The following is a 24,759-nucleotide window of genomic DNA, read 5'->3' as shown; positions in this document are numbered from 1 at the left end:
GTGCGGCTCCCGCTCCGGCGTCAGCGCTGCCCGCCGCTGCCGCTCTCGCCCAGGTGGTGCACCCGGAGCATGTTGGTGGTGCCGACCACGCCGGGGGGCGAGCCCGCGGTCACGATCAGGGTGTCGCCGTCGTTGTAGCGGCCCAGGCCGCGGACTGCCTCGTCGACCTGGTCGACCATCGCGTCGGTGTTGCCGACCTGCGGGGTCACGAAGGTCTCCACGCCCCAGCTGAGGGTGAGCTGGTTGCGGGTGGCGGCGTCCGGGGTGAAGGCCAGCACCGGGATCGGCGAACGGTAGCGGGACAGCCGGCGGGCGGTGTCACCGGACTTGGTGAAGGCCACCAGCGCCTCGGCGCCCAGGAAGTCGCCCAGTTCGCAGGCGGCGCGGGCGACGGCGCCGCCCTGGGTGCGCGGCTTGCGGCCCGGGTTCAGCGGCTGCAGGCCCTGCGACAGCAGTTCCTCCTCGGCCGCCTCGATGATCCGCGACATGGTCTGCACGGTCTCGATCGGGTACTTGCCCACGCTGGACTCGGCGGAGAGCATCACCGCGTCCGCGCCGTCCAGGATGGCGTTGGCGCAGTCGGAGGCCTCGGCGCGGGTGGGGCGCGAGGCGGTGATCATCGACTCCATCATCTGGGTGGCGACGATGACCGGCTTGGCGTTCCGGCGGCACAGGGTGATCAGGCGCTTCTGCACCAGCGGCACCCGCTCCAGCGGATACTCCACGGCGAGGTCGCCACGGGCCACCATCACCGCGTCGAAGGCCAGGACGATCTCCTCCATGGCCTCCACCGCCTGCGGCTTCTCGACCTTGGCGATGACCGGGACACGGATCCCGACCTCGTCCATGACCGCGTGGACGTCCTTGATGTCGGCGGCGTTGCGCACGAACGACAGGGCCACCATGTCGACGCCGAGGGCCAGCGCGAAGCGCAGGTCCTCCTTGTCCTTCTCGGACAGGGCGGGCACGTTGACGGCGGCTCCGGGCAGGTTGATGCCCTTGTTGTTGGAGAGGACGCCGCCCTCGACGACGCGGGTGACCACGCGGGGGCCGTCGACGCTGACGACCTCCAGGGCGACCACGCCGTCGTTGATCAGGACCGGGTCGCCGGGCTTCACGTCGCCGGGCAGGCCCTTGTAGGTGGTACCGCAGATGTGCTGGTCGCCCGGGACGTCCTCGGTGGTGATGGTGAAGGTGTCACCGTTCTCCACCGTGACCGGGCCGTTGGCGAAGGTGGCCAGACGGATCTTCGGGCCTTGCAGGTCGGCGAGGACGCCGACGGCGCGTCCGGCCGCCTCGGAGGCGGCGCGCACGTTCCGGTAGCGCCCCTCGTGTTCGGCGTGGACGCCGTGACTCATGTTCAGACGGGCGACGTTCATTCCAGCTTCGATCAGCGCTTTCAGCTGTTCGAAGTTGTCCGTCGCGGGACCCAGGGTACAGACGATCTTGGCTCGGCGCATATGGCTCATTCTATCGGGTCGCCTTTCGGGTGCATTTTCGAACAAATCGCACTACTGAGCAGCACTGCTGACCAGGCTGAAGGTCTGCTGGGCGATCTCCAGCTCCTCGTCGGTGGGCACCACGGCGATGACCACCCTGGAGTCCTCCCGGGAGACCACCCGGGGCTCCGGGGAGCGCACCGAGTTCAGTGCCGGATCCAGGACCAGGCCCAGGGACTCCAGGCCGGACACCGCGGCCTCGCGCACATCGGCCGCGTTCTCGCCGACGCCGGCGGTGAAGGCGATCGCGTCCACCCGCCCCAGCACCGCGTAGTAGGCGCCGATGTACTTGCGCAGCCGGTGGACGTAGATGTCGAAGGCCAGCCGGGCGCTCCGGTCGCCCTGGGCCATCCGTCGGCTGACCTCCCGCATGTCGTTGTCCCCGCACAGGCCCAGCATCCCGCTGCGGCGGTTGAGCAGGGAGTCGATCTCGTCCATGGAGAACCCGGCGACCCGGTGCAGGTGCAGCAGGACGGCGGGGTCCAGATCACCCGAGCGGGTGCCCATGACCAGGCCCTCCAGCGGGGTGAGCCCCATCGAGGTGTCCACGCAGACCCCGCCGGCCACCGCGGAGGCGCTGGCGCCGTTGCCCAGGTGAAGCACGATCACATTCACCGCTTCGGGTGACTTTCCCAGGAGTCGGGCGACACCGCGTGACACGTACTGGTGGGATGTGCCGTGGAAGCCGTAGCGGCGTACCGCGTAGCGGTCCGCGGTCTCGGTGTCGATGGCGTAGCGGGCCGCGCTCTCCGGCATGGTGGTGTGGAAGGCCGTGTCGAAGACCGCCACCTGGGGCAGGTCGGGCCGCAGCTTGCGGGTGACCTCGATGCCGGTGATGTTGGCGGGGTTGTGCAGCGGCGCGAGCGGGATCAGCTCCCGGACCGCGTCCAGCACCTCGTCGGTGATGAGGGTGGGAGCGGTGAAGCGGCTGCCGCCGTGCACCACGCGGTGGCCGACGGCGGCGAGTTCGGGGGAGTCCAGGCCGAGGCCCCGGTCGGCCAGCTGGTCGGCGATCCGGGTCAGCGCGGTGGTGTGGTCGGGGCAGTCCGGCTCGCCGATGCGCTCGACCAGGCCGGAGCCGAGCCGACTGCCGTCGGCCATCTCGACCAACTGGTACTTGACCGAGGAGGAACCGGAGTTGAGGACGAGGACGCGGGAGGCGTCGGTCATGACTGCTGCTCCTTGGCGAGCTCGGCAGCGGCCTGTTGGGCCTGCTGGGCCTGGATGGCGGTGATGGCGACGGTGTTGACGATGTCCTGCACCAGGGCGCCGCGGGAGAGGTCGTTCACCGGCTTGCGCAGCCCCTGGAGCACCGGGCCGACGGCGACGGCGCCGGCCGAGCGCTGCACCGCCTTGTAGGTGTTATTGCCGGTGTTCAGGTCCGGGAAGATCAGCACGGTGGCCCGTCCGGCGACCGCCGAGCCGGGCAGCTTGGTCGCGGCGACCTTGGGCTCCACCGCCGCGTCGTACTGGATCGGCCCCTCGACCAGCAGGTCGGGGCGCAGCTTGCGGACGATCTCGGTGGCCTTGCGGACCTTGTCCACGTCCACCCCGCTGCCGGAGGTGCCGGTGGAGTAGGAGAGCAGCGCGATCCGGGGTTCGACCCCGAAGCGGGCGGCGGTCTCCGCGGACTGGATGGCGATGTCGGCGAGCTGCTCGGCGTCCGGGTCGGGGTTGACCGCGCAGTCGCCGTAGACCAGGACCCGGTCGGCCAGGCACATGAAGAAGACCGAGGAGACGATCGCGGCCCCCGGCGAGGTCTTGATGATCTCGAAGGCCGGCCGGACGGTCGCGGCCGTGGAGTGCACGGCGCCGCTCACCATGCCGTCGGCCAGGCCCTCCTGGACCATCAGCGTGCCGAAGTAGCTGACATCGGTGACGACGTCCTGGGCCGCCTCCACGGTCATCCCCTTGTGCCTGCGGATCTCGGCGTAGCGCTCGGCGAAGCGGTCCCGCAGCGGGGAGGTGGCCGGGTCGATGACCCGGGCCCGGGCGCCGGGGCCGGGGTCGTCGGCGGCTCGGTCGAGCCCCAGGTCGATGCCGAGTTCGGCGAGCCGCCTGCGGACCGCGTCCTCGCTGCCGAGCAGGGTGAGGTGGCAGACGTTGCGCCGCAGCAGCACCTCGGCGGCGCGCAGCACCCGTTCCTCGGTGCCCTCGGGCAGCACCACTTCCCTGAGCTGGGCGCCCCGGGCGCGTTCCAGCAGCTCGTGCTCGAACATCATCGGGGTGACCCGCTCGGAGCGGCTCAGCTCGATCCGGCTGGTCAGCTCGGTGGTGTCGACGTGCAGCTCGAACAGGCCCAGCGCGGTCTCGGCCTTGCGGGGGCTGGCCGCGGTCAGCCTGCCCTCCAGGGTGGACAGCCCGGTCGCGGTGGAGAAGCTGCCCTCGGGGACCACGGCGACCGGGGTGCCCGGGGCCAGCCGGGCGGCCAGCCGCATCACATCGGCGCCGGGGCTCTGCCCCATCGTCATCAGCACCCCGGCGATCGGCGGGGAGCCGGCCGCATGGGCGGCGAGCGAGCCGATCAGCAGGTCGGCCCGGTCGCCGGGGGTGATCACCAGGCAGCCCTCGGAGAGCGCGCCGAGGAAGTTGGGCAGCATCGCCCCGCCGAACACGAACCGGCGGACGTCCCTGGCCAGCCCGGAGGCGTCGCCGAGCAGCACCTCGGCGCCGGTGGTGTCGACCACCTGGGCCACCGTCGGCGCGGAGAGCGCGGGCTCGTCCGGGATGACGTAGACGGGTACGTCCGGCCGGGTCGCGAGGCGGCGCTGGACCTCCTGCTTGTCCCGTCCGGCGACCCGGTTGGCGACCATGGCCAAAATGCTGCAGCCCAGGTCGGAGTAGGCGCGATGGGCGTTGCGCACCTCGGCGACCACGGTGTCGGCGCTCTCCCGGTGGCCGCCGACGACCGGCAGCACCCAGGCGCCGAACTCGTTGGCCAGCCGGGCGTTGACGGCCAGCTCGTCCGGGATGTTGGTGCCGGCGAAGTCGGTGCCGAGCACCAGCACCGCCTGGCACTGGCGCTCCAGCGCCCGGAACCGGTCCACCAGCATCCCGATCAGCTCGTCGGGGCCGCGTTCGGCCTGCAGAGCGGCGGCCTCGTCGTAGCTGAGGCCGTACATCTCCTCGGCCGCCAGGTCGATCCGGTAGCGGCCGCGCAGCAGCTCCACCACGTGGTCGGTGCGCGAGTGCATCAGTGGGCGGAACACCCCGACCCGGTCGACCTGACGGGTCAGCAGCTCCATGACCCCCAGCTCGACCGCCTGACGGCCGTCCCCCCTGCCGATCCCGGTCACATAGACACTGCGCGCCACAGGGGCACACTCCGTTCGCTCCGCCTGGCCGCTGGGTGCCTGGCCGCTGGGTGAGAGGGCCCGGCGCGGACGATGCCAGCCGGCCCCGCTCAACGACCCTACCTTCGCACCGGTGACCGGGGCGCGCTCAGCGGGCCAGCTGGGTCCGCCAGTGGTCGAACAGGGCCTCGGCGTTGCCGGTGTAGGACCAGGGGACCCGGGTGGGGCGGTCCCCCAACTGGCGGAACACCTCGGTGGCCTCGGTGGTGAGCCCGGCGAAGACCAGTCCGTGCGCCAGGGTGTTGAGGTCGGCCACGTCCTGGGCGTACTCGATGCCGCTGCGGTGCGCGATCCACTGCCGCATGGTGCTGTGCAGGGCCTGCAGGGCGACCTCGTGGTTCCAGTGGTAGGTCAGGCCCACGGCGGCGGCGCCCTCGGTCTCCACCCGCTGCCGGTAGTGCTCCGCCCGGGCGGCCTGGGTGAGCGCGGCCAGCGGGGATCCGTGCGGTGCGAAGGCGGCGCTGTCGCGGGCGAAGTTGTACATCTCGCCGTGCGAGCCGTGCCAGCGCGCGGAGAGGTGGCGCAGCACCTGGTGGTGGCCCTCGCGGCTGTAGGGGTCGCGGGCCTGCAGCTCGCGCCACCAGTGCCAGACATGGGGATGGCCCTGGCCGTAGAGCCTGGCCAGGGTCATCAGGGAGACCCAGGGCAGCGGGTCGGCGGGATTGCGTTCGGAGGCCTGCAGGCAGATCCGGGCGGCGCGGTCCAGGTGCGGGCGGTCCAGGCTGTCCTCGGAGGCGGGCGGGGCGCCCGCGGTGCGGTTGGTCTCGGCGACCGCGGAGAAGATCCGCATCACCTCGGTCTCGGCGCGCAGCACCAGTGCGTCGGGGTTGTCCGGCTCGGCCGACTGCCAGGTCTCCACCGTGCGTATGCCGGCCGCGGTGTCGGCCAGCAGCCGGACCCGGTGGGTGCGCCGGTCCCAGTCCCGGCCGGTGTCCCTGAGCAGGTCCCGGGCCCCCTGCCAGCGGCCCACCACCAGGTCCTGCCGGGCGGTGGCGAGTGCCGTGTCGCCGAAGGTGGGGTCGTAGCGCACGGCTGTGGTGGTGCGTCTTCTTGCTCTGGCCATAGGAGGGACCGCTTCTCGTCGGGAGTCGGTAGAGCTACGTCCGAGGGGTGTCGTGCGGGTTGTCGAGCACGGGGCGGAGAGCAGGCGCGTGGCGGCCCGGAAGCGCCGACAGCGGGTGTCGGAACCGGAGGAACCGGATCCGACACCCGCTGATGCTACTGGCTGTGTGTAAACGCGTGGTGACTGCCCATATCTGACGTCAGATCAGATATCGGTGGCCAGTCCGGAGCCGCTGCTGCCGGTGCCGGAGGCGGTCAGCGTGCTCTGCCCGTACAGGGCGTCGACCTCGTCGGCGGCGGTGGCGTCCAGGCGGACCGCACCGGGGCGGTAGTAGTCGCTGCCGTTGGCCCAGTAGTAGGCCATCGGGATCAGGCCGAGGGCCAGGGCGCCCAGGCCGATCAGGATGGTGGTGAGGTCGAGGGTCATGCAGTTCTCGACGAAGAGGAAGCCCATGAAGACGGCGCCGGCCAGCGGCCAGAGGCCGACGAAGACGGCGTTGGAGACGGACTTCAGCACCAGCTTGCGGTACGCCACCACGACGGCCAGTCCGGCCAGCGCGTAGTAGATGGAGATCTGCAGGCCGATGGCGGCGACGGCGTAACCCATGATCTTGGTTACGCTGCCCAGCGAGTTGGAGGCGACGAACAGGCCCAGCGAGACCACGACGACCACCAGGATGGCGACCCAGGGGGTCTGCCAGCGGGCGTGCGACTTTCCGAAGGCGGCCGGGATGGTCTTGTCGCGGCCCATGGCGAACAGCGAGCGGGTGACCTGGATCAGCGTGGTCTCCAGGGTCGCGACGGTGGACAGCACTACCGCGATGACCAGGATCTTGCCGCCGGCGCCCGGCCAGACCACATTGCCCAGCGTGGTCAGCAGCGGCGCGGAGTTCTCGTCCAGGATCTCCTTCTGACTGATGATCATGTTCACCGCGATGGTGACGATCTCGAACAGCGCGAACACCGCGATGACGCCGACCAGTCCGCCGAGGCCGGAGTTCTTCTTGCTGTTGCTGGTCTCCTCGCTGAGGTTGGCGGTGACGTCCCAGCCCCAGAAGTAGAAGGCGGCGATCAGGGCCGCACCGGCGAAGCCCTTGACCCCGCCGAAGTGGCCGAAGCCCCACAGCCAGGACCAGGAGAAGGTGGCGGCCGAGCCGCCGTGCACCAGGGCGGCGATGCCGAAGACCACCAGGATGGCGACCTCGATGCCGGTCATGATCCACTGGGCGTGGGCGGTGATCCGGGCGCCCAGCAGCACCAGCAGCGCCATCACCAGGAAGGCCACCGAGCCGACCGCGATGCAGGCCCAGGTGTTGTTGGCGGCGCTGTCGCTGAACAGCGAGAGGGTGTACTGCCCGGCCGGCAGCGAGCCGGCCACCATGAAGATGGTCGCCGAGACCACCAGGGACCAGCCGCTGAGGAAGCCCAGCGCGGGGTGCAGGGCGCGCCCCACCCAGGAGTAGCTGGCGCCGGCGTTGACGTCCAGCCGGCCGAGGTAGTTGAAGGCCCAGGCGATGCCCAGCATCGGGATGGCGCACCAGAGCAGGGCGGCCGGGCTGACCAGTCCGGCGGCACCGACCAGGACCGCGGTGGTGGACGCCAGGGAGTAGGCCGGGGCGCTGCCGGCCAGGGCCATGATGACGGTGTCGAAGCCGCTGAGCACATTGGCCCGGAGGCCGCCTCTGCTCTCGACGGATATGTCGTTGGACAACGTGGTGCCTCTCCTGGAGCCGCCGCCGGAGGGTGTGGCGCGTGGGGGGCGCGGCAACGGGGGCCTCACGGCAGGGGTGCGTACGACAAGGGGTACGTGCGGGTGCTGAGGGGCGTGCGACGGTGCACGGTGCGGCGGCGCCGCGGGAGATGGGGGTGTGGCCAGCGGATTTCGGGAGGCGGGATTGCCGCTTCGGCACCAGTGGCATGAATGCGTGCCATATGGTGCCCGTCCGCTCACCCCGCTGGCAATGGTTTGGCGGATTTCGTTTACTGGTCCTTCACAACTGCGGAATCCATGCAAGAATCCGATAATCGCAACTGATTTCGTTGACCCATGGATGACATATGCCTGAAACACCACGCCCGGCACTGTCCGGCAGCGACCGCACCCGGCTGCGCCGGCTGCGCGAGAACGGCCGCACCGACCGCTCCGAGCTCGACGCCGTGCTGGCCGCCGGGTTCCTCTGCCACCTGGGGGTCGTGCTCGACGGTGCGCCGATGGTCGTGCCCACCGTCTACGGGGCCACCGCGGACACCCTGTACCTGCACGGCTCGGTGGCCAGCCGCAGCCTGGTGGCGGCACCGGAGGCCACGGTCTGCGTGACCGTCACCCACGTCGACAGCCTGGTGCTGGCCCGCTCGGTGTTTGAGCACAGCGTCAACTACCGCTGCGCCATGGTCTACGGCGTGCCCCGGCAGGTCACCGACGCGGAGGAGAAGCTGGAGGGGCTGCGGGTGCTCAGCGAGCAGGCGGCGCCGGGGCAGTGGGACTACGCCCGCCGCCCCGACCGCAAGGAGCTCGCCGCCACCACGCTGCTGGCGCTCAGCCTGGACGAGGCCTCGGTCAAGATCAGCGCGGGGCCGCCGGAGGACGGCGACGGACCCGACGCGGAGCTGGGGCTCTGGGCGGGGGAGCTGCCGCTGCACCAGGTCTGGGGAGAGCCGGTTCCTGACCCGGCGCTGCCGCCGGGTGTGCCGGCGCCGTCGCACATCGTTGCGCGGGTGGGGCGGAACTGACCTGTCGTCGGCTGCGGGCTGTGCATGGCTTGTCGCGCACGCAGTTGATCAAGCAGAGCCCCGCGCCCCTGACGTGTGCAACTGGGCCAGTTGCAGACCCCTGGGGGCGCGGGGCTCTGCTTGCTGAAAGCGTGCGCGGCCAACCACCTCAGAGCTGCCACTCTGCGCGCAGCTCAGCCAGTGCCTGATGGAACCCCGGGAAGGTCTTGCGGACGCAGCCGGGGTCGTCGAGGGTGAGGGCGCCGGGGATGCCGTTCTTCGCCAGGCCGAGGGCCGTAACGCTGAAGGCCATGGCGATGCGGTGGTCGCCGTGGCAGGCGACGGTCACCGGCGTGGGGCGGCCCGGTTGGATCTCGATCCAGTCGCGGCCGGTGCTGACCCCGATCCCCATGGCGGCCAGGTTCTGCTCGCAGGCGGCCAGCCGGTCGCACTCCTTCACCCGGGTGTTGTAGACGTCCTCGATCCGGACCGGGCCCTCGGCGAAGGGGGCGATCGCGGCCAGGGTGGGGACGGTGTCGGAGATGTCGCGCATGTTCACGGTCACACCGCTCAGCCGCTCGGGGCCGGTCACGGTTACCGAGTCGGTGCCCAGCTCCACCTCGGCGCCCATCCGCCGGAGCACCTCGGCGAAGCGGAGGTCGCCCTGGAGTGAGCCCGAGCCCAGCCCAGGGACGGTGACGGTGCGTCCGGTGAGCGCGGCGGCGGCCAGGAAGTAGCTGGCGGTGGAGGCGTCCGGCTCGATCAGGTAGTCGGTGGCCCGGTAGGGCTGCGGGGGCACGTGGAAGGTGTCGCCGACCCGGCGCGCGTCGTTGCCGAAGCGCCGCATCATGGCCAGGGTCATCTCCACGTAGGGGACGGAGACCAGGTCGGAGACGGTGATGTCGAGGCCCTCCGCGGTCAGCGGACCGACCAGCAGCAGCGCGGTGAGGAACTGCGAGGAGAGCCCGGCGTCCAGGGTCAGCGCACCGCCCTTGATGCCGTCGGCGCGGACGGTCAGCGGGTGGTGCCCCTCGGCCAGCTCATGCGTCAGGTCGACGCCCAACTCGCGCAGGGCCCCGGTGAGCGGACCTAGCGGGCGGCGGCGCATCTGCTCGGAGGCGTCGAAGCGGAAGGTGCCGCGGCCGGCGGCGGCCAGGGCGGGCAGGAAGCGCGCGGTGGTGGCGCCGTCGCGGCAGTAGACCTCCGCCTCGGCGACGGCCGGTCCGGCCGGGCGGCCCTCGATCGTCCAGGCCTCCGGCTGCCGGTCCACCCGGTAGCCGAGGGTGGCCAGGCCCTGGACGAAACCCTCGCTGTCGTCCGACAGCAGCGGCCGGCGCAGCACGGAGCTGCCCTCGGCGGCCGCGGCCAGGAACAGCGCGCGGGCGGTGATGGACTTCGAGCCGGGGATCTGGACGACGGTCATGGGAAGAGCCTAGGACCGGTGCCGGGGCCGGGCGCGGTACGTCCGGTGTGCGGACGGGCACCGCACCCGGTGCGGTGGGCGGTCAGGCCGGGCTGAGCCAGATGGTGGCCAGCGGCGGCAGGGTCAGCAGGGCGCTGGTGTCGCGGCCGTTCCAGGCGACGGACTCGGCCTTCACCGGGTCGGGGTTGCCGACCCCGCTGCCGCCGTAGACCTCGGCGTCGGTGTTGAGCACCTCCAGCCAGACCGAGTCCCGGACGTCGGCGCGCACGGTCGGCAGGCCGATCCGGTAGTCCTGGCGGACCACCGGGGAGAGGTTGGTGACGCTGATCAGCGGGCGGCCGCTGCGGTCGCTGCGGATGAAGCTGAAGACGTTGTCCTCGGCGGCGCCGCCGTCGATCCAGGAGAAGCCGGCCGGGTCGGTGTCCTGCTGCCACAGCGCGGGGGCGTCGCGGTAGATCCGGTTCAGGTCGCGGACCAGCTCCTGCACCCCGCGGTGGTCCGCCGCCGCGGGCCAGTCGTCGGCCAGCACCCACCACTGCGGGCCGGTGTCGTGGTCCCACTCGGCGCCCTGGGCGAACTCGGTGCCCATGAAGATCAGCTTCTTGCCCGGGTGGGCCCACATGAAGCCCAGGTAGGCGCGGGTGTTGGCGCGCTGCTGCCACCAGTCCCCGGGCATCTTGGCGACCAGTGACCCCTTGCCGTGCACCACCTCGTCGTGCGAGATCGGCAGCAGGTAGTTCTCCGAGTAGGCGTACACCATCGAGAAGGTCATCTCGTTGTGGTGGTACTTGCGGTGGACCGGCTCGTGGCTCATGTACTGCAGCGAGTCGTGCATCCAGCCCATGTTCCACTTCAGCCCGAAGCCCAGCCCGCTGCGCCCCTCGTGGGTGGAGTCGGTGGGGCGGGTGACGCCCGGCCAGGCGGTGGACTCCTCGGCCACGGTGACCACGCCGGGGCAGCGGCGGTAGACGGTGGCGTTCATCTCCTGCAGGAACCGCACCGCGTCCCAGTTCTCCCGCCCGCCGTCGGCGTTGGGCGACCACGCGCCGCCCTCGCGGGAGTAGTCCAGGTAGAGCATCGAGGCCACCGCGTCCACCCGCAGCCCGTCCACGTGGTACTCCTGGCACCAGAACACCGCGTTGGCGACCAGGAAGTTCCGCACCTCGGTGCGCCCGTAGTCGAACTCCAGGGTGCCCCAGTCCGGGTGCTCGGCGCGCAGCGGGTCGGCCGGCTCGTACAGCGGCTGACCGTCGAACTCGCGCAGCGCGAAGTCGTCCTTGGGGAAGTGCGCCGGGACCCAGTCCACGATCACCCCGATGCCGGCCGCGTGCAGCGCGTCGACCAGCGCCTTGAAGTCGTCCGGGGACCCGAGGCGGGAGGTGGGGGCGTAGAAGCCGGAGACCTGGTAGCCCCAGGAGCCGCCGAACGGGTGCTCCATCACCGGCATCAGCTCGACATGGGTGAAGCCCAGGTCGCGCACGTAGGCCGGCAGCTCCACCGCCAGCTGACGGTAGCTCAGGCCCGGTCGCCAGGAGGGCAGGTGGATCTCGTAGACGCTCATCGGCCGGTCGTGGGCGGTGCCGGCGGCGCGGCGGGCCAGCCAGTCCTGGTCGTGCCAGGTGTGGCTGGAGGCGTGCACCACCGAGGCGGTGGCCGGCGGCACCTCGGTCGCCTGTGCCAGCGGGTCGGCCTTCTGCAGCAGCCGACCGTCCCGGGTGGCGATCTCGTACTTGTAGCGGGTGCCCTCGCCGATGCCGGGGATGAACAGCTCCCAGACCCCGGACCCGCCCAGTGACCGCATCGGGTGCGCGGCACCGTTCCAGCCGTTGAAGTCCCCGATGACGCGCACCCCGGAGGCGTTGGGCGCCCAGACCGCGAAGGCGGTGCCGGTGACGCCCTGCACGGTGCCCGGGTGCGAGCCCAGGGCGTCCCACAGCTGCTCGTGCCGGCCCTCGGCGATCAGGTGCAGATCCGTCTCGCCCAGCGTGGGCAGCAGCCGGTAGCCGTCGTCCTGCAACGTCTCGGAGCCGGCGTAGGTCACCCGGAGCCGGTACGAGGCCGGCGCGGCACCCGGCAGCAGCACCGTGAACAGGCCGTCCTGCTGATGCGCCATCGGGTGACGCGACCCCTCGGCGGTCTCCAGCACCACCCGCTCCGCGAACGGACGCAGCACCCGTACCGCCGTCCCGCCGGGCACCCGGTGCGCGCCCAGCACCCCGTGCGGATCGTGGTGCCAGCCGTCCACCAGCCTGGCCAGCTCGGCGGCCGGCAGCGACGCGTCCGGGACCTCGGCCTCGGGGACCCCGGCGTCCGGGACCTGCGCCGGGCCGTCGTCCTGGACGGGTTCGTGCCGTGGCTCGACGACGGTGACCTGCGGCTCGACAGCCGCGGGCCGGGGTCGGTCGGCGGCGGAGGCGATGGGGCGGGTCGGGTCCAACTCGGTCACGGCCGGTGCCTTCCTGTGGGTGGTGGGTCGGGTGGGGCGGGTGGGTCGGTGCTGGACTGGTGGGACGTCGGAGCACGACGTTAGGGGAGCGGGGTCAACGGACTGTTACCTTCCGGCGGCCTGCGCGAGACGGACGACCGCCGACAGCGGGATGGCCAGCCACTCGGGCCGGTTCCCGGCCTCGTAGACGACCTCGTAGACCGCCTTGTCCGTCTCCATCGCGTGCAGCAGCACCGGATCCGCCGTGGGGTCCTCGGCCCCGGCCGCCGCGTAGCCGGCGCAGAAGGCGGCGCGGTTGCGCAGCGCCCAGGTCGAGGCCAGGCCGCTGAGCCGGGGCAGCTCCGGATCGCCGGGCGCGAGCTCGGTCAGCAGGTGGGCCGCAGCGTAGTCGAAGGACCGCAGCATCGCCGCGACGTCGCGGACGGCGGGCTGGACCCGGCGCCGCTCCTCCAGCGGCTTGGCCGGCTCGCCCTCGAAGTCCAGCAGCGCCCAGCCGCGCGCGGTCCGCATCGACTGGCCCAGGTGCAGGTCGCCGTGGATCCGCTGGGCCCGCAGCAGCCTGCCGTCGCGGGCGGACCTGGCCAGGTCCTGGAAGATCCGCCGGAGCGGCTCCCGGTAGGGGGCCAGCGCCGGGACCGCCAGCGCCGCGGCCTCCAGGCGGCGGGTCATGGCCTGCGCCATGGCCTCGATCTGCGGGCGGTCCAGCACGGTCACCGGCAGAGTGCGGGCCAGGGCCAGGTGCACCTCGGCGGTGGCCCGGCCGAGCAGGAACGACTCCGCGGAGAAGTTGCCGGTGATGTGGTCGCTGGGGTGCCCGTCCCGGCTGCCCATCCACTCCGGGTCGGTGCGCAGCCTGCTGACGTGGGCGAGGGCGAACTCCCAGCCGTCCTTGCCGCCGAGCAGGTAGCGCTGCAGCAGGCCGAGGGTGGCCGGGTCGCCGGGGGCGTCCGGGAGGTCGCCCTCGAACCAGGCCAGCGGGGTGGGGACGCGTCCCGACCCGGCCCGGCTGAGGGCCAGTGAGAGTTCCAGGTCCGGATTGAGGCCCGGGGTGATCCGGCGGAACAGCTTGAGGATGGCGCTGTCGCCGTAGACGATCGAGGTGTTGCTCTGCTCGGCGGTGCCGACCCGGGCCGGGCTGCCGGGCGCGGCCAGGTCGGTGAGGTCCGGACCGTGCGGGGCGTGGAAGACCAGCGGGCCGATCCGGCTGCCCTGCGGCAGGCCGCCGCCGATGATCGTCCGCAGCAGCCGCAGCGCCAGCGCGGGGTGGTGGCTGGCGTCGTAGGTCAGCAGGCCGTCGTGCGGGCCGCCGCCGATCCGGCCGATGACCGCGGCGCGGGCCCGCTCGGCGCCGGCGCCGGTGGCGGTCGGGGCGTTCGGGCCCGCGCCGAGCAGCAGTTGGTAGAGGTCGGCCTGGTCCGAGGAGTACTCGACCTTCAGCAGCAGGTGCAGCAGCAGCGGTTCGTCGGCGCTGCCGGGGAGCAGGGTGACCGTCGCCGGGGAGACGGCGGTGATCGGCCGGTGCTTCCCGGCGAACCAGCGCTGCCGCGGCAGCCAGTCGTGCAGCAGCGGCAGCACCGTGCGGATCAGGGCGTCGAGGTCGGTGCCGCGCACCGCGGTGGTGGAGGGAGTGGTCGAGGAGGCCGTGGCGGTGGTCGTGGCGGCAAGCGTACGAGGCCGGGAGGTGTCGGACATTTCTCCCTTTCCCCGGGGGCGCGGCAACCCCGGCGGCGAGGAGGCCGAAGGCGGATCGGCCCCGCTGCCGGGTCTGCCAGTCTCCCGGATTCTGACGGCGTGAAGGCTTCGGCACGCGGGGACGGACCGCCCCCGCGTGCCGGGGTACGCCGTTCGAGTGTGTGGGCTGCGCTGCTCCTCGGGGCGGACGGGACGGGTGGGTGGAGGGGTGGGTGACGGGGCGTTACTCCGCTCGGCGGAGCCTGAACCAGTAGAAGCCGTGGCCGGCCAGGGTGAGCAGGTACGGCAGCTTGCCGATGGCGGGGAAGCGGACCCCGCCGATCAGCTCCACCGGGTGCCGGCCCTCGAACTCCGGCAGGTCCAGTTCGGTGGGCTGGGCGAAGCGGGAGAAGTTGTTCACGCACATGACGATGTCGTCCCCGCCGTCGGGCAGCGCCAGCTTGCGGACGAAGGCCAGCACGGCGGGGTTGCTGGAGGGCAGCTCCGCGTACGAGCCCAGGCCGAAGGCCGGGTTGAGCTTGCGGATCTCGATCATGCGGCGGGTCCAGTGGAGCAGCGAGCTGGTACTGCTCATCTGCGCCTCGACATTGGTCACCTGGTAGCCGTAGACCGGATCCATGATGGTCGGCAGATTGAGCCTGCCCGGGTCGGCGGAGGAGAAACCGGCGTTGCGGTCCGGGGTCCACTGCATCGGGGTGCGGACGCCGTCCCGGTCGCCGAGCCAGATGTTGTCGCCCATGCCGATCTCGTCCCCGTAGTAGAGGACCGGCGATCCCGGCAGGGACATCAGCAGCGCGGTGAACAGCTCGATCTGGTTGCGGTCGTTGTCCAGCAGCGGCGCCAGCCGGCGGCGGATGCCCACGTTGGCCCGCATCCGCGGGTCCTTGGCGTACTCCGCGTACATGTAGTCGCGCTCCTCGTCGGTGACCATCTCCAGGGTCAGCTCGTCGTGGTTGCGCAGGAAGATGCCCCACTGGCAGTTGTCGGGGATCTTCGGGGTCTTCGCCAGGATCTCCGCCACCGGGTAGCGGGACTCGCGGCGCACCGCCATGAAGATCCGCGGCATCACCGGGAAGTGGAACGCCATGTGGCACTCGTCGCCGCCCTTGGAGTAGTCGCCGAAGTAGTCGACGACGTCCTCGGGCCACTGGTTGGCCTCGGCCAGCAGCACCGTGTCCGGGTAGCTGGCGTCGATCTCGGCCCGCACCCGCTTCAGGAACTCGTGGGTCCGCGGCAGGTTCTCGCTGTTGGTGCCCTCCTCGGCGTAGAGGTAGGGCACCGCGTCCAGCCGGTACCCGTCGATGCCCAGGTCCAGCCAGAACCGCAGCGCGGCCAGGATCTCCTCCTGGACGGCAGGGTTCTCGAAGTTCAGGTCGGGCTGGTGCGAGAAGAACCGGTGCCAGTAGTACTGCTTGCGGACCGGGTCGAAGGTCCAGTTGGAGGTCTCCGTGTCGACGAAGATCACCCGGGCGTCGGCGTAGGCCTTGTCGTCGTCGGCCCACATGTAGTAGTCCCCGTAGGGGCCGTCGGGGTCGTTCCTGGAGGCCTGGAACCAGGGGTGCTGGTCGCTGGTGTGGTTCATCACGAAGTCGATGACCACCCGCATGCCGCGCTGGTGGGCGGAGTCCACGAACTCCACGAAGTCGGCCAGGTCGCCGAACTCGGGCAGCACGGCGGTGTAGTCGGCCACGTCGTAGCCGCCGTCGCGCAGCGGCGAGGCGAAGAAGGGCGGCAGCCACAGGCAGTCCACCCCGAGCCACTGGAGGTAGTCCAGCTTGGAGGTGAGGCCGCGGAGGTCGCCGACGCCGTCCCCGTTGCTGTCCTGGAAGGAGCGGACCAGGACCTCGTAGAACACCGCGCGCTTGAACCAGTCGGGGTCGCGGTCCTTCTGCGGGGTGTCGGTGAAGGTGTCGGGTACGGGTTCGTTGACGATCACGAGTCGGCCCTCCGGACCGTGAGGATGTGAGCCGGCTGCTGGGTGGGGTCGAGCCGGACGTAGTTGTGGTCGCCCCAGCGGTAGTGCGCGCCGCTGAGCTGGTCGTGGACCTCTGCCAGGTCGCCCGGGCCGAGTCCGAGGGCGGGCAGGTCCAGCGAGAGGGTGGCCTCGTGGGTGTGGTGCGGGTCCAGGTTGACCACCACCAGCACGGTGTCCTCGCCGTGGCGCTTGGAGTAGGCGAGCACCTGGTCGTTGTCGGTGTGGTGGAACCGCAGGTTGCGCAGCAGCTGCAGCGCGCGGTGCTCGCGGCGCAGGGTGTTCAGCGTGGTCAGCAGCGGCGCCAGCGAGTCCGGACGGGCCCAGTCGCGCGGGCGCAGCTGGTACTTCTCGGAGTCCAGGAACTCCTCGGAACCGGGGCGCACCGGGGCGTTCTCGTAGAGCTCGTAGCCGGCGTAGATGCCCAGGCTGGGGGTGAGCGTCGCGGCCAGGATCGCCCGGATCGCGAAGGCGGGGCGGCCGCCGTGCTGCAGGTAGGCGTGCAGGATGTCCGGGGTGCTGGGGAAGAAGTTGGGCCGCATGTAGGCGGCGGCCTCCCCGGAGAGCTCGGTCAGGTACTCGGTGAGCTCCTGCTTGCCGGTGCGCCAGGTGAAGTAGGTGTAGGACTGGTGGAAACCGATCTTCCCCAGGGTGTGCATCATCGCCGGGCGGGTGAAGGCCTCGGCCAGGAACAGCACGTCGGGGTCGGTGCGGGCGATGTCGGCCAGCACCTTCTCCCAGAACAGCACCGGCTTGGTGTGCGGGTTGTCGACCCGGAAGATCCGTACCCCGTGCGCCATCCAGTAGCGCAGCAGCCGCAGGGTCTCGGCGACCAGGCCCTCGAAGTCCTGGTCGAAGTTGATCGGGAAGATGTCCTGGTACTTCTTCGGCGGGTTCTCCGCGTAGGCGATGGTGCCGTCCGCGCGGCGGGTGAACCACTCCGGGTGCTTCTCCACCCAGGGGTGGTCCGGGGAGCACTGCAGCGCGAAGTCCAGCGCCACCTCCATGCCCAGTTCGGCGGCCCTCGCCACGAAGGCGTCGAAGTCCTCGATGGTGCCGAGATCGGGGTGGACCGCGTCGTGGCCGCCCTCGGGCGAGCCGATCGCCCAGGGCGAGCCGACGTCGTCGGGGCCCGCGTCCAGGCTGTTGTTGGGCCCCTTGCGGTAGGCGCGGCCGATCGGGTGGATCGGCGGCAGGTAGACCACGTCGAAGCCCATCGCGGCCACCGCCGGCAGCCGCTCGGCCGCCGTGCGCAGCGTGCCCGAGACGGGTGCGCGGTGGCCCCGGTGGTCCACCACCGCGCCCTCGGAGCGGGGGAAGAACTCGTACCAGGAGCCGTACAGCGCCCGCTCCCGGTCCACCTGCAGGGCAGAGGGTCGGGAGGCGGACACCAGTTCGCGCAGCGGATAGCGCGTCAGGATCCGGGTCAGTTCCACGTCCAGCGCCGCCAGCCGGGCCGTCGGGTCCAGCTCGGCCTGACGCAGCGTGACCGCGGCGGCCAGGACCAGGGCCCGTCCCTCTTTCTTGGGGACGCCGGGGGCGGCGCGCTCCAGCAGCAGCGCACCCTCCTCCAGGACCAGCGCGGTGTCGATGCCGGCCGGGATCTTGATCTCGGCGTGGTGCCGCCAGGTGGCCAGCGGGTCGCTCCAGGCCTCCACCGAGTAGGTCCAGCGGCCGGGCGCGGTGGCGACCACCTCGGCGCCCCAGCGGTCGGTACCGGGGGCCAGCTCGTGCATCGGGGTCCACGGGCCGCTGCGGCCCTTGGGGTCGCGGAGCACCACATTGGCCCCGACCGCGTCATGGCCCTCACGGAACACGGTGGCGCTGACCTCGAAGGGCTCACCGACCACGGACTTGGCCGGACGGGTGCCGCAGTCCACGCGGGGGCTGACGTCCAGGACGGGGATTCGGCCGATCATGTGTTGCTGTTCGTCCTCTGCGGTCTTCACCGGCTTGGCTGATTGTGGGCTGCGCGGGGCGCGGGGCGTACGGGTCGTGCTGGTCCTGCCGGTGGTTCTGGTGGTTCTGGTCTTACCGGTGCCGCTGGTGCCACTGGTCGGCTCCACCTGCTCCTGGTGCGATTCCCGCACGTCCCGCATCTCCCGCTCCTGACCACGATCGGCGGCGGCCGTCCGGGATAGCACCCGGTTCCGAGGGGGAGGGTGCGTCCGGTCGGCGCCGGAGGGCTGTGCCGGTCGGGAGGGGCACGTCGTGACGTGGAGTCATGTCGACCCGGCGTCATCGTTGACCCGACCCAGACCCGAAGGAGTGACCCCGAGAGCCTTCCCCCGGACTACTCCGTCAACCTGGCGTGCGGTGGTCACCGCAGCCGCGGCCGATACGCGCCGGGGCGCGCACCGGCGCGCCGCACCCCGTTCCGTCACGGGCTTCGTGGCCCGCTGCCTACAACGAGCACGTGGGGAGGGGGACACGCGGAGGGCGGAGCACAAGCTGTGGCTGGAAAACGCAGAGCGCCGGCCGCACCCTGCGTGAACTCTCTCGACCTGCCTCGATCCTCGCACCGTCACGGTGTACCGCGCACGGGTATCTCCAGGTTTCAGCCACTTGGAACGACAGTTCGTCAGGTGTGACGGAGTGCGCGGGCCGCACGGGCGACGGCCGTGCTACGAAGGGATTTCGGCTGTGTGAACATGCGCCCCCATGCGCCTACCTGCGCCGTTGTGCGCCATTCCGCCGTCCGAGTGAGATTCGGGGCCGTTGCTCCACCGGAGCGCGCCGGGCGGGTGCCGCGGCCTCCTGAACCAGCTTCGCAAGCCGCATCGGCTCACGCTATCTTCGCTTGGGTGAAGGCAATCCGACGTTTCACAGTCCGCACCGTCCTGCCCGAACCCCTTCGAGCCCTCGGCGAATTGGCGCTCAATCTGCGCTGGTCCTGGCATCCGGACACCCGCGAGCTGTTCCGCGAGGTGGACCCGGAGACCTGGGAGGCCGCAGGCCGCGACCCGGTGCGGCTGCTGGGCCAGGTGGCCCCGCAGCGCCTCACCGCCCTCGCCGCCGACCGGCGCTTCCTGCGCCGTCTCGGCGACGCCGCCGACGATCTGAACGACTATCTGAGCGGTCCGCGCTGGTACCAGAACCAGCTCGCCCTGCCGGACCCGCCCGGCCTGCCCGCCGCCATCGCCTACTTCTCGCCCGAGTTCGGTATCACCGCGACCCTGCCGCAGTACTCCGGCGGTCTCGGGATCCTGGCCGGGGACCATCTCAAGGCCGCCAGCGACCTGGGCGTTCCCATCATCGGGGTGGGTCTGCTCTACCGCCACGGCTACTTCCGCCAGTCCCTGTCCAAGGACGGCTGGCAGCAGGAGCGCTACCCGCTGCTCGACCCCAACGAACTCGCCGTCAGCCAGCTGCGTGAGGCCGACGGCAGCCCCAGCACCGTCACGCTGGCCCTGCCCGGCGGCCGGCAGCTGCATGCCCGCATCTGGAAGGCCCAGGTGGGGCGGGTGCCGCTGCTGATGCTGGACTCCGACATCGAGGAGAACGCCGCCTCCGAACGCGATGTCACCGACCGCCTCTACGGCGGCGGCAGCGAGCACCGACTGCTCCAGGAGATGCTGCTCGGCATCGGCGGGGTGCGGGCGGTCCGCGCCTTCTGCCGGCTCAGCGGGCACGCCGAGCCCGAGGTGTTCCACACCAACGAGGGCCATGCCGGCTTCCTCGGGGTGGAGCGGATCCGCGAGCTGGTGGCCTCCGGGGCCGACGGGAAGACCGAGGGGCTGGACTTCGACACCGCGCTGGAGGCGGTCCGCGCCGGCACCCTCTTCACCACGCACACCCCGGTCCCGGCCGGGATCGACCGCTTCGACCGCCAACTGGTGCAACGTCACTTCAGCGGCGACGCCCAGTTGGACGGGGTACCCGCCGAACGGGTGCTCGCGCTCGGCGCCGAGGCCTGGCCCGGCGGGGACCCCGGCCTGTTCAACATGGCCGCGATGGGTCTCCGGCTGGCCCAGCGGGCCAACGGGGTCAGCACCCTGCACGGCAGGGTGAGCCGGGAGATGTTCAACGGACTCTGGCCGGGATTCGACGCCGACGAGGTGCCGATCACCTCGGTCACCAACGGGGTGCACGCCCCCACCTGGATCGACCCGGAGGTGGTGCGGCTCGGCTCCAAGGAGATCGGCGCCGAACGCACCGAGGAAGCCATGATGGTGGGCGAGTCCCGCCGCTGGCACGGCATCGAGCAGATCCCGGACCGGGAGATCTGGGAGCTGCGCCGCCGGCTGCGGGAACAGCTGGTGGACGAGGCGCGCCGGCGCGTGCACGCCTCCTGGCGGCAGCGCGGTGCCAGCGAGGCCGAGCTGGGCTGGGTCGCCGGGATACTCGACCCGGACGTGCTGACCATCGGCTTCGCCCGCCGGGTGCCCTCGTACAAGCGGCTGACGCTGATGCTCCGCGACCCGGAGCGGCTGCGGGCGCTGCTGCTGCACCCGACCCGTCCCATCCAGATCGTGGTGGCCGGCAAGGCGCACCCCGCGGACGACGGCGGCAAGCGGCTGATCCAGAAGATGGTGCAGTTCGCCGACGACCCGGCGGTACGGCACCGGATCGTGTTCCTGCCGGACTACGACATGGACATGGCCTCCGCGCTCTACCCGGGCTGCGACGTCTGGCTGAACAACCCGCTCCGCCCGCTGGAGGCCTGCGGCACCTCGGGGATGAAGTCCGCCCTCAACGGCGGACTGAACCTCTCGGTGCTCGACGGCTGGTGGGACGAGTGGTACGACGGCTCCAACGGCTGGGCGATCCCGACGGCTGAAGGCATCGGCAGCATGGACCCGGACGGGCCCGAGGCGGACCGGCGCGACGACATCGAGGCGGCTGGCCTCTACGACCTGATCGAGCACCAGGTGGCCCAGCGCTACTACGACCGGGGCTCGGACGGCCTGCCGTCCCGCTGGATCGAGATGGTCAGGCACACCCTGATCACCCTCGGCCCCAAGGTGCTGGCCGGGCGGATGGTCCGCGAGTACGTCGAACGGCTCTACACCCCGGCCGCCGAGGCCAGGCGCATCCTGGCCGAGGACGGCACCGGGCTGGAATCCTTCGCCGGCGCGCGGGAGCTCGCCGCCTGGAAGGCCCGGGTCAGGGCGGCCTGGCCGGGGGTCGGCGTCGACCACGGCGAGACCGCCGACAGCGCGGACAGCGCGGAGCTGGGCACGACGCTGGCGCTGCGGGTGCATGTCGCCCTCGACGGCCTCGACCCCTCCGACGTCGACGTCCAGGTCGTCTCGGGCCGGGTCGACGACGCGGACCGGATCACCGACGCCACGGCGGTCTCGCTGAAGGCCGCCGACCGTGCCGACCTGGACGGCCGCTGGCGCTACGAGGGCCCGCTGGAGCTGGGCCGCACCGGGCCGTTCGGCTACACCGTGCGGATCCTCCCGGCGCACCGGCTGCTCGCCTCCAGCGCGGAGCTCGGCCTGATCGCCGTCCCGGCCGAGACCGGCGGGATGGACTCCGGGCTGCTGCGCTGATCGGACGTCAACAGGGACGGGCCCCTCCGCGGGGCCCGTCCCTGGTCCTTATCGGGTCAGGGTCCTGTTGAAGAGAAGGGCGAGCTGGTCCGCGAGGGCGTCCTGGTCCAGCCGGCCGCGCTGGGTGTAGCCGCCGCCGGGGCGGACGTGCTCGACCCGCAGGGTGCCGTCGGCTGCGGAGTGACGGATCGTCATCCGCTCCACCGTCGGTCCGTCGTCCTGGGCCTGCGTCGCATGGTCGTAGAGGTCGACGACGACCGACTCGTTGCCGCCGCCCGGGAGCCGCAGCGTGCCGGCCGCCCAGCCGGCCACGAAGTTGCCGGCCCGGCGGGGCAGGAAGAGGCCGTACTCGCGGATCCGGCCGAGTACCGGCACGGTCCTGGGGGTGACCTGCTCGGCGAGCAGGCACTGCTCGCTCCGGCTCTGGTCGGACAGCCCGAACAGATGCGGTGCGGACGGCTGCGCGGTGCCCGGGACCGAGCAGACCGCGACGAAGGAGGGGCGCTGCCGCGCCGCCAGGATGTAGCCCAGCTTCGGCTGGATGGCGACCTCCGGGGCGCAGCCGTCCTCGACCAGCCGCAGCAGCCGCCGCTCGGCCAGGAACCCCTGGGCCAGCTCGGCGCGGCGGATCCGCTCCGGGTCGGGCAGCGCGAGCCACGTCGTCCAGACGTCCTTGTCGAGGAGGGTGGCGAAGGCGTCGGAGAAGACGCAGAGGTCGGTGTCGGTGAGCTGGGGCAGCGGGGCGCCGCCCTCGGCGTCCACCATGGCCATGATCGCCTCGGCCTCGTCGACGTCCGTCTGCCGGAAGTCGCTGGTCGTCATCAGTTCGCCGTCCGGTGTATCGAGTTCAACCTCTTGGCGTTGGCCGCCTCGGTGGCGGCGTACTCCTTGGCACTGCTGCTCAGGCCCTCGCCGATGAAGGCGAGCACCTTGCCCACCGAGAGCATGGTCCGGGTGGCCGACTCGTTCGCCCCGCCCAGCGCCGCAGCGAGGCCGGGGTGCCCGGCCACGGCCTGAAGCTCCATCAACGTCGAGGCCAGCCCCTCGGTAGCGGTCTCGCACTGCCCCACAAGGGTCCCGAGTTCCCCCGCGCCGGTCGAGAGTTCACCGGTGTGGACCTGGAGCTGGTCGGTCATCTGTTCTCCCTCGCTCGCTTTGTCAGTAGGACGGTCGCTTGGCCTTGTAGGTGATCTCGTTGGTGATGCTGTCGGCCCGTGGAAACGAGGCCAGAGCCTGTCGCAGCTTCTTCGGATGCTGGGTCGGCACGCCCAGAACGGGGGACTCCGTCCAGAACTTGTGCCTCTTCTGCCGTGCCCGGGGATACTCCGCGAGGGCCGGATCGACGCGGATCGCCAGCAGGGTCGGAGCGCCGGGGACGCGGAGCATACCCAGGGGCGTGGACCATCTATTCGGAACCACACCTGTGGCGGACAGATTGGTCCTGTCCCTGGACTCATCGATCAGACGCCTGGCTTCACCTGCACCAGTGGCGATCACGATCGACCTGACACCCTCCCAGCCGCAGCTGTACACCCATCTGCGTGGCGGTACTGTGCCGTCTCGCCGGGTCCCTGCTGCCACGTCGCGTCCGTCAGAGAAGGCGATGGCGCCGACAATGACCCGCTTGGTGGTGATCCGGATACCGAAGGGCCGGAGCGCTGCAAAGAAGAGAACGGCATAGCCGGCCAATACCGCCCCCATGATCGTCGCGAGGTAGAAGGACGAGTGGCCGCTGAGCACGGCGAGCAGGACACCGACCAGAGCCAGTCCGACCCCGGACCAGAACGCGGTGGTCACCGGATGGCCGATCGCACAGTGTCGCTCCTCGTAGAGCAGTTGCTCTGGAGAGTCGTCGACATAGCTGCCGGGGCGCTTCAACGGGTTCTCGGTCATGATTCCAGTCCTTACCAGCCGAAGAAGTGCGCGACACTGTGGGCTGCCGAGGACACGCCGTGAGCGGTGGCCTCGGCGGCCGAGGCGACCCCATGACCCACGGTGTTGGCGACGTCGTGAAACGGCTTGAAGTGGTGGTAGAGGAAGTCACCGGCCAGATACACCCCGGTCGCCACGTCGGCCACCATGACGACCTCACCGACGATCGGTACCTCGTCCAGGTAGTTTGCGGCGAGCAGGTCGGTCCCGATCGCGCCCATGTTGACACCGGCGGCTCCCCGGTCGACCCAGCCCATCGTCCCCTTGTCCTCGGGGTCCACAATGGTTGCCGCATCGCCGAGGATCGCCGTGACGCCCAGCACTTTGGAGCCCATCTCCCAGCCCCGCAGGGACTTGGCCGCGTCACCTATGCCGTCGTCGATACCTTTGCTGTCGACGAAGTACTTGGCGAAAGCATCCTCGACGTCGTCCATGGAGGCATCGCCGTGGTCGAAGTCACGTGCAACGCTTTGGACCTGATCGTCATACAGCTGATGCAACTCCTTGGACAGATCCTTCAGCTGGTCCCTGGCCGCCTCTTTCCCGGTGCCCAGCGCCTTGAGAATCGCCTCGGTCAGCGGTTCGGTCGCCACGTCGACCGGGACGTGGATCCACTCGTTGGCCTTCCGGTACGGCTCGATGACCTCCAGGAACTTCTCCAGGCCGTGCTTCTCCTCCTCGACCTCCGCCCCGGCCTTGTCGCCGGCCCCGTCGACCTCGGTCTTGGCGTCGCTGGACGCCTTCTTCGCGGCGTCGATCTGCGTCTGGGCGTCCGGGGCGCCGTTCTTGGAGGCGGTGTTGGCGGTGTCGATCGCGGTCTGCACCCGCTTCTGCGCGCCGTCGAGGGTGTCCGCGTAGGTGCGGACGGAGGCCGCCATCGCGGTCAGGTGCGGATGCAGCGCGCTGATCCCGCCCGAGGCCGCGCCGGTGAACCCGGTGTACGCGTCCGCCGCGGCGCCGGACCAGTTGGCCCTGGTCCTGACGTCGGCCGTCTTCGACCCGGTGTCCTGACCCAGGTTCAGCACCGCCGTCGCGTGCTTGTCCAGGGCGTCGGCCAGCCGGTGCAGCGCCGCCGGATCGCCCGGCGGGATCTCGACGACGACCTCACCGCCGCCGCCCCCGCTGCCGCCTCCGTCACGGGTCATGGCCCGACTCCCCTCGCGTTGCCAGCCG

16 protein-coding genes are annotated in these 24,759 nt (G+C 71.2%); 2 read left to right on the top strand and 14 right to left on the bottom strand.

Annotation, left to right across the window (positions count from 1 at the left end; translation table 11 throughout):
* Positions 1–20: 20 nt before the first annotated feature.
* The 5 genes from pyk to IF29_RS0132405 all read right to left on the bottom strand — a co-directional run bounded on the left by pyk (position 21) and on the right by IF29_RS0132405 (position 7,613).
* Entirely contained in the window at positions 21–1,460 is a 1,440-nt protein-coding gene (gene pyk / locus IF29_RS0132425) for a pyruvate kinase (RefSeq protein ID WP_030262497.1), read from the bottom strand.
* Positions 1,461–1,511: 51 nt separating this feature from the next.
* Positions 1,512–2,669 carry an acetate kinase gene (locus IF29_RS0132420; RefSeq protein ID WP_030262495.1) on the bottom strand — a complete coding sequence of 386 codons (1,158 nt, stop codon included), beginning with the start codon at positions 2,667–2,669 and terminating at the stop codon, positions 1,512–1,514.
* On the bottom strand, positions 2,666–4,813 hold the full coding sequence (gene pta / locus IF29_RS0132415) for a phosphate acetyltransferase (RefSeq protein ID WP_037597416.1): 2,148 nt from the start codon (positions 4,811–4,813) through the stop codon (positions 2,666–2,668). The genes IF29_RS0132420 and pta overlap by 4 nt, the downstream gene beginning before the upstream one ends.
* A 127-nt stretch (positions 4,814–4,940) precedes the next feature.
* Entirely contained in the window at positions 4,941–5,915 is a 975-nt protein-coding gene (locus IF29_RS0132410; protein WP_030262490.1) for a hypothetical protein, read from the bottom strand.
* A 204-nt stretch (positions 5,916–6,119) separates the two neighbouring features.
* Complete coding sequence (locus IF29_RS0132405) at positions 6,120–7,613, bottom strand: APC family permease (RefSeq protein ID WP_030262487.1); 1,494 nt, start codon at positions 7,611–7,613, stop codon at positions 6,120–6,122.
* Positions 7,614–7,972: 359 nt separating this feature from the next.
* Here IF29_RS0132405 and IF29_RS0132400 point away from each other — a divergent pair, with 359 nt between their 5' ends.
* Complete coding sequence (locus IF29_RS0132400) at positions 7,973–8,644, top strand: pyridoxamine 5'-phosphate oxidase family protein (protein WP_030262484.1); 672 nt, start codon at positions 7,973–7,975, stop codon at positions 8,642–8,644.
* Between the two features lie 148 nt (positions 8,645–8,792).
* Here the strand turns inward: IF29_RS0132400 and aroA are convergent, their stop codons facing one another.
* From aroA to IF29_RS0132375, 5 genes are all read right to left on the bottom strand, one after another.
* A complete protein-coding gene (aroA, locus tag IF29_RS0132395) occupies positions 8,793–10,046 on the bottom strand; it encodes a 3-phosphoshikimate 1-carboxyvinyltransferase (protein WP_030262483.1) in 1,254 nt (417 codons plus the stop codon).
* Positions 10,047–10,128: 82 nt separating this feature from the next.
* Complete coding sequence (gene glgB / locus IF29_RS0132390) at positions 10,129–12,492, bottom strand: 1,4-alpha-glucan branching enzyme (RefSeq protein ID WP_198037607.1); 2,364 nt, start codon at positions 12,490–12,492, stop codon at positions 10,129–10,131.
* Positions 12,493–12,597: 105 nt separating this feature from the next.
* Entirely contained in the window at positions 12,598–14,184 is a 1,587-nt protein-coding gene (locus IF29_RS0132385; protein ID WP_198037606.1) for a maltokinase N-terminal cap-like domain-containing protein, read from the bottom strand.
* Between the two features lie 223 nt (positions 14,185–14,407).
* Positions 14,408–16,120 carry a maltose alpha-D-glucosyltransferase gene (gene treS, locus IF29_RS0132380; RefSeq protein WP_030262477.1) on the bottom strand — a complete coding sequence of 571 codons (1,713 nt, stop codon included), beginning with the start codon at positions 16,118–16,120 and terminating at the stop codon, positions 14,408–14,410.
* Positions 16,117–18,075 (bottom strand): alpha-1,4-glucan--maltose-1-phosphate maltosyltransferase, encoded by a 1,959-nt coding sequence (locus IF29_RS0132375; protein WP_030262474.1) that lies wholly within the window; start codon positions 18,073–18,075, stop codon positions 16,117–16,119. The genes treS and IF29_RS0132375 overlap by 4 nt, the downstream gene beginning before the upstream one ends.
* An 885-nt stretch (positions 18,076–18,960) precedes the next feature.
* Here IF29_RS0132375 and glgP point away from each other — a divergent pair.
* The gene (glgP, locus tag IF29_RS0132370; protein WP_030262471.1) at positions 18,961–21,654 is read left to right on the top strand and encodes an alpha-glucan family phosphorylase; all 2,694 of its coding nucleotides are present in this window, start codon (positions 18,961–18,963) and stop codon (positions 21,652–21,654) included.
* A 48-nt stretch (positions 21,655–21,702) separates the two neighbouring features.
* Here the strand turns inward: glgP and IF29_RS0132365 are convergent, their stop codons facing one another.
* The 4 genes from IF29_RS0132365 to IF29_RS0132350 are packed head-to-tail and all read right to left on the bottom strand — an operon-like array spanning position 21,703 to position 24,731.
* Positions 21,703–22,476, bottom strand: coding sequence for a hypothetical protein (locus IF29_RS0132365; RefSeq protein WP_030262469.1), 774 nt, complete (start codon positions 22,474–22,476; stop codon positions 21,703–21,705).
* A complete protein-coding gene (locus IF29_RS47085) occupies positions 22,476–22,790 on the bottom strand; it encodes a type VII secretion target (RefSeq protein ID WP_030262466.1) in 315 nt (104 codons plus the stop codon). The genes IF29_RS0132365 and IF29_RS47085 overlap by 1 nt, the downstream gene beginning before the upstream one ends.
* Before the next feature lie 22 nt (positions 22,791–22,812).
* Positions 22,813–23,547: a hypothetical protein gene (locus tag IF29_RS47080; RefSeq protein ID WP_030262464.1), complete on the bottom strand. Its 735-nt coding sequence runs from the start codon at positions 23,545–23,547 to the stop codon at positions 22,813–22,815.
* An 11-nt stretch (positions 23,548–23,558) separates the two neighbouring features.
* Positions 23,559–24,731 carry a WXG100 family type VII secretion target gene (locus tag IF29_RS0132350; RefSeq protein WP_030262461.1) on the bottom strand — a complete coding sequence of 391 codons (1,173 nt, stop codon included), beginning with the start codon at positions 24,729–24,731 and terminating at the stop codon, positions 23,559–23,561.
* Positions 24,732–24,759: the final 28 nt, after the last annotated feature.

The organism is Streptacidiphilus jeojiense, from assembly GCF_000719095.1.
Taxonomy (GTDB): Bacteria; Actinomycetota; Actinomycetes; order Streptomycetales; family Streptomycetaceae; genus Streptacidiphilus; species Streptacidiphilus jeojiensis.
This window is presented reverse-complemented; position numbering and strand designations above follow the sequence as displayed.

Bases quoted from the DNA above. Each gene is read 5' to 3' on its own strand.
- pyk (WP_030262497.1), bottom strand. From the start codon at position 1,460: ATGCGCCGAGCCAAGATCGTCTGTACCCTGGGTCCCGCGACGGACAAC.
- IF29_RS0132420 (WP_030262495.1), bottom strand. From the start codon at position 2,669: ATGACCGACGCCTCCCGCGTCCTCGTCCTCAACTCCGGTTCCTCCTCG.
- IF29_RS0132410 (WP_030262490.1), bottom strand. From the start codon at position 5,915: ATGGCCAGAGCAAGAAGACGCACCACCACAGCCGTGCGCTACGACCCC.
- IF29_RS47085 (WP_030262466.1), bottom strand. From the start codon at position 22,790: ATGACCGACCAGCTCCAGGTCCACACCGGTGAACTCTCGACCGGCGCG.
- IF29_RS0132400 (WP_030262484.1), top strand. From the start codon at position 7,973: ATGCCTGAAACACCACGCCCGGCACTGTCCGGCAGCGACCGCACCCGG.
- IF29_RS0132385 (WP_198037606.1), bottom strand. From the start codon at position 14,184: ATGTCCGACACCTCCCGGCCTCGTACGCTTGCCGCCACGACCACCGCC.
- aroA (WP_030262483.1), bottom strand. From the start codon at position 10,046: ATGACCGTCGTCCAGATCCCCGGCTCGAAGTCCATCACCGCCCGCGCG.
- IF29_RS0132365 (WP_030262469.1), bottom strand. From the start codon at position 22,476: ATGACGACCAGCGACTTCCGGCAGACGGACGTCGACGAGGCCGAGGCG.
- IF29_RS0132350 (WP_030262461.1), bottom strand. From the start codon at position 24,731: ATGACCCGTGACGGAGGCGGCAGCGGGGGCGGCGGCGGTGAGGTCGTC.
- IF29_RS47080 (WP_030262464.1), bottom strand. From the start codon at position 23,547: ATGACCGAGAACCCGTTGAAGCGCCCCGGCAGCTATGTCGACGACTCT.
- IF29_RS0132375 (WP_030262474.1), bottom strand. From the start codon at position 18,075: ATGATCGGCCGAATCCCCGTCCTGGACGTCAGCCCCCGCGTGGACTGC.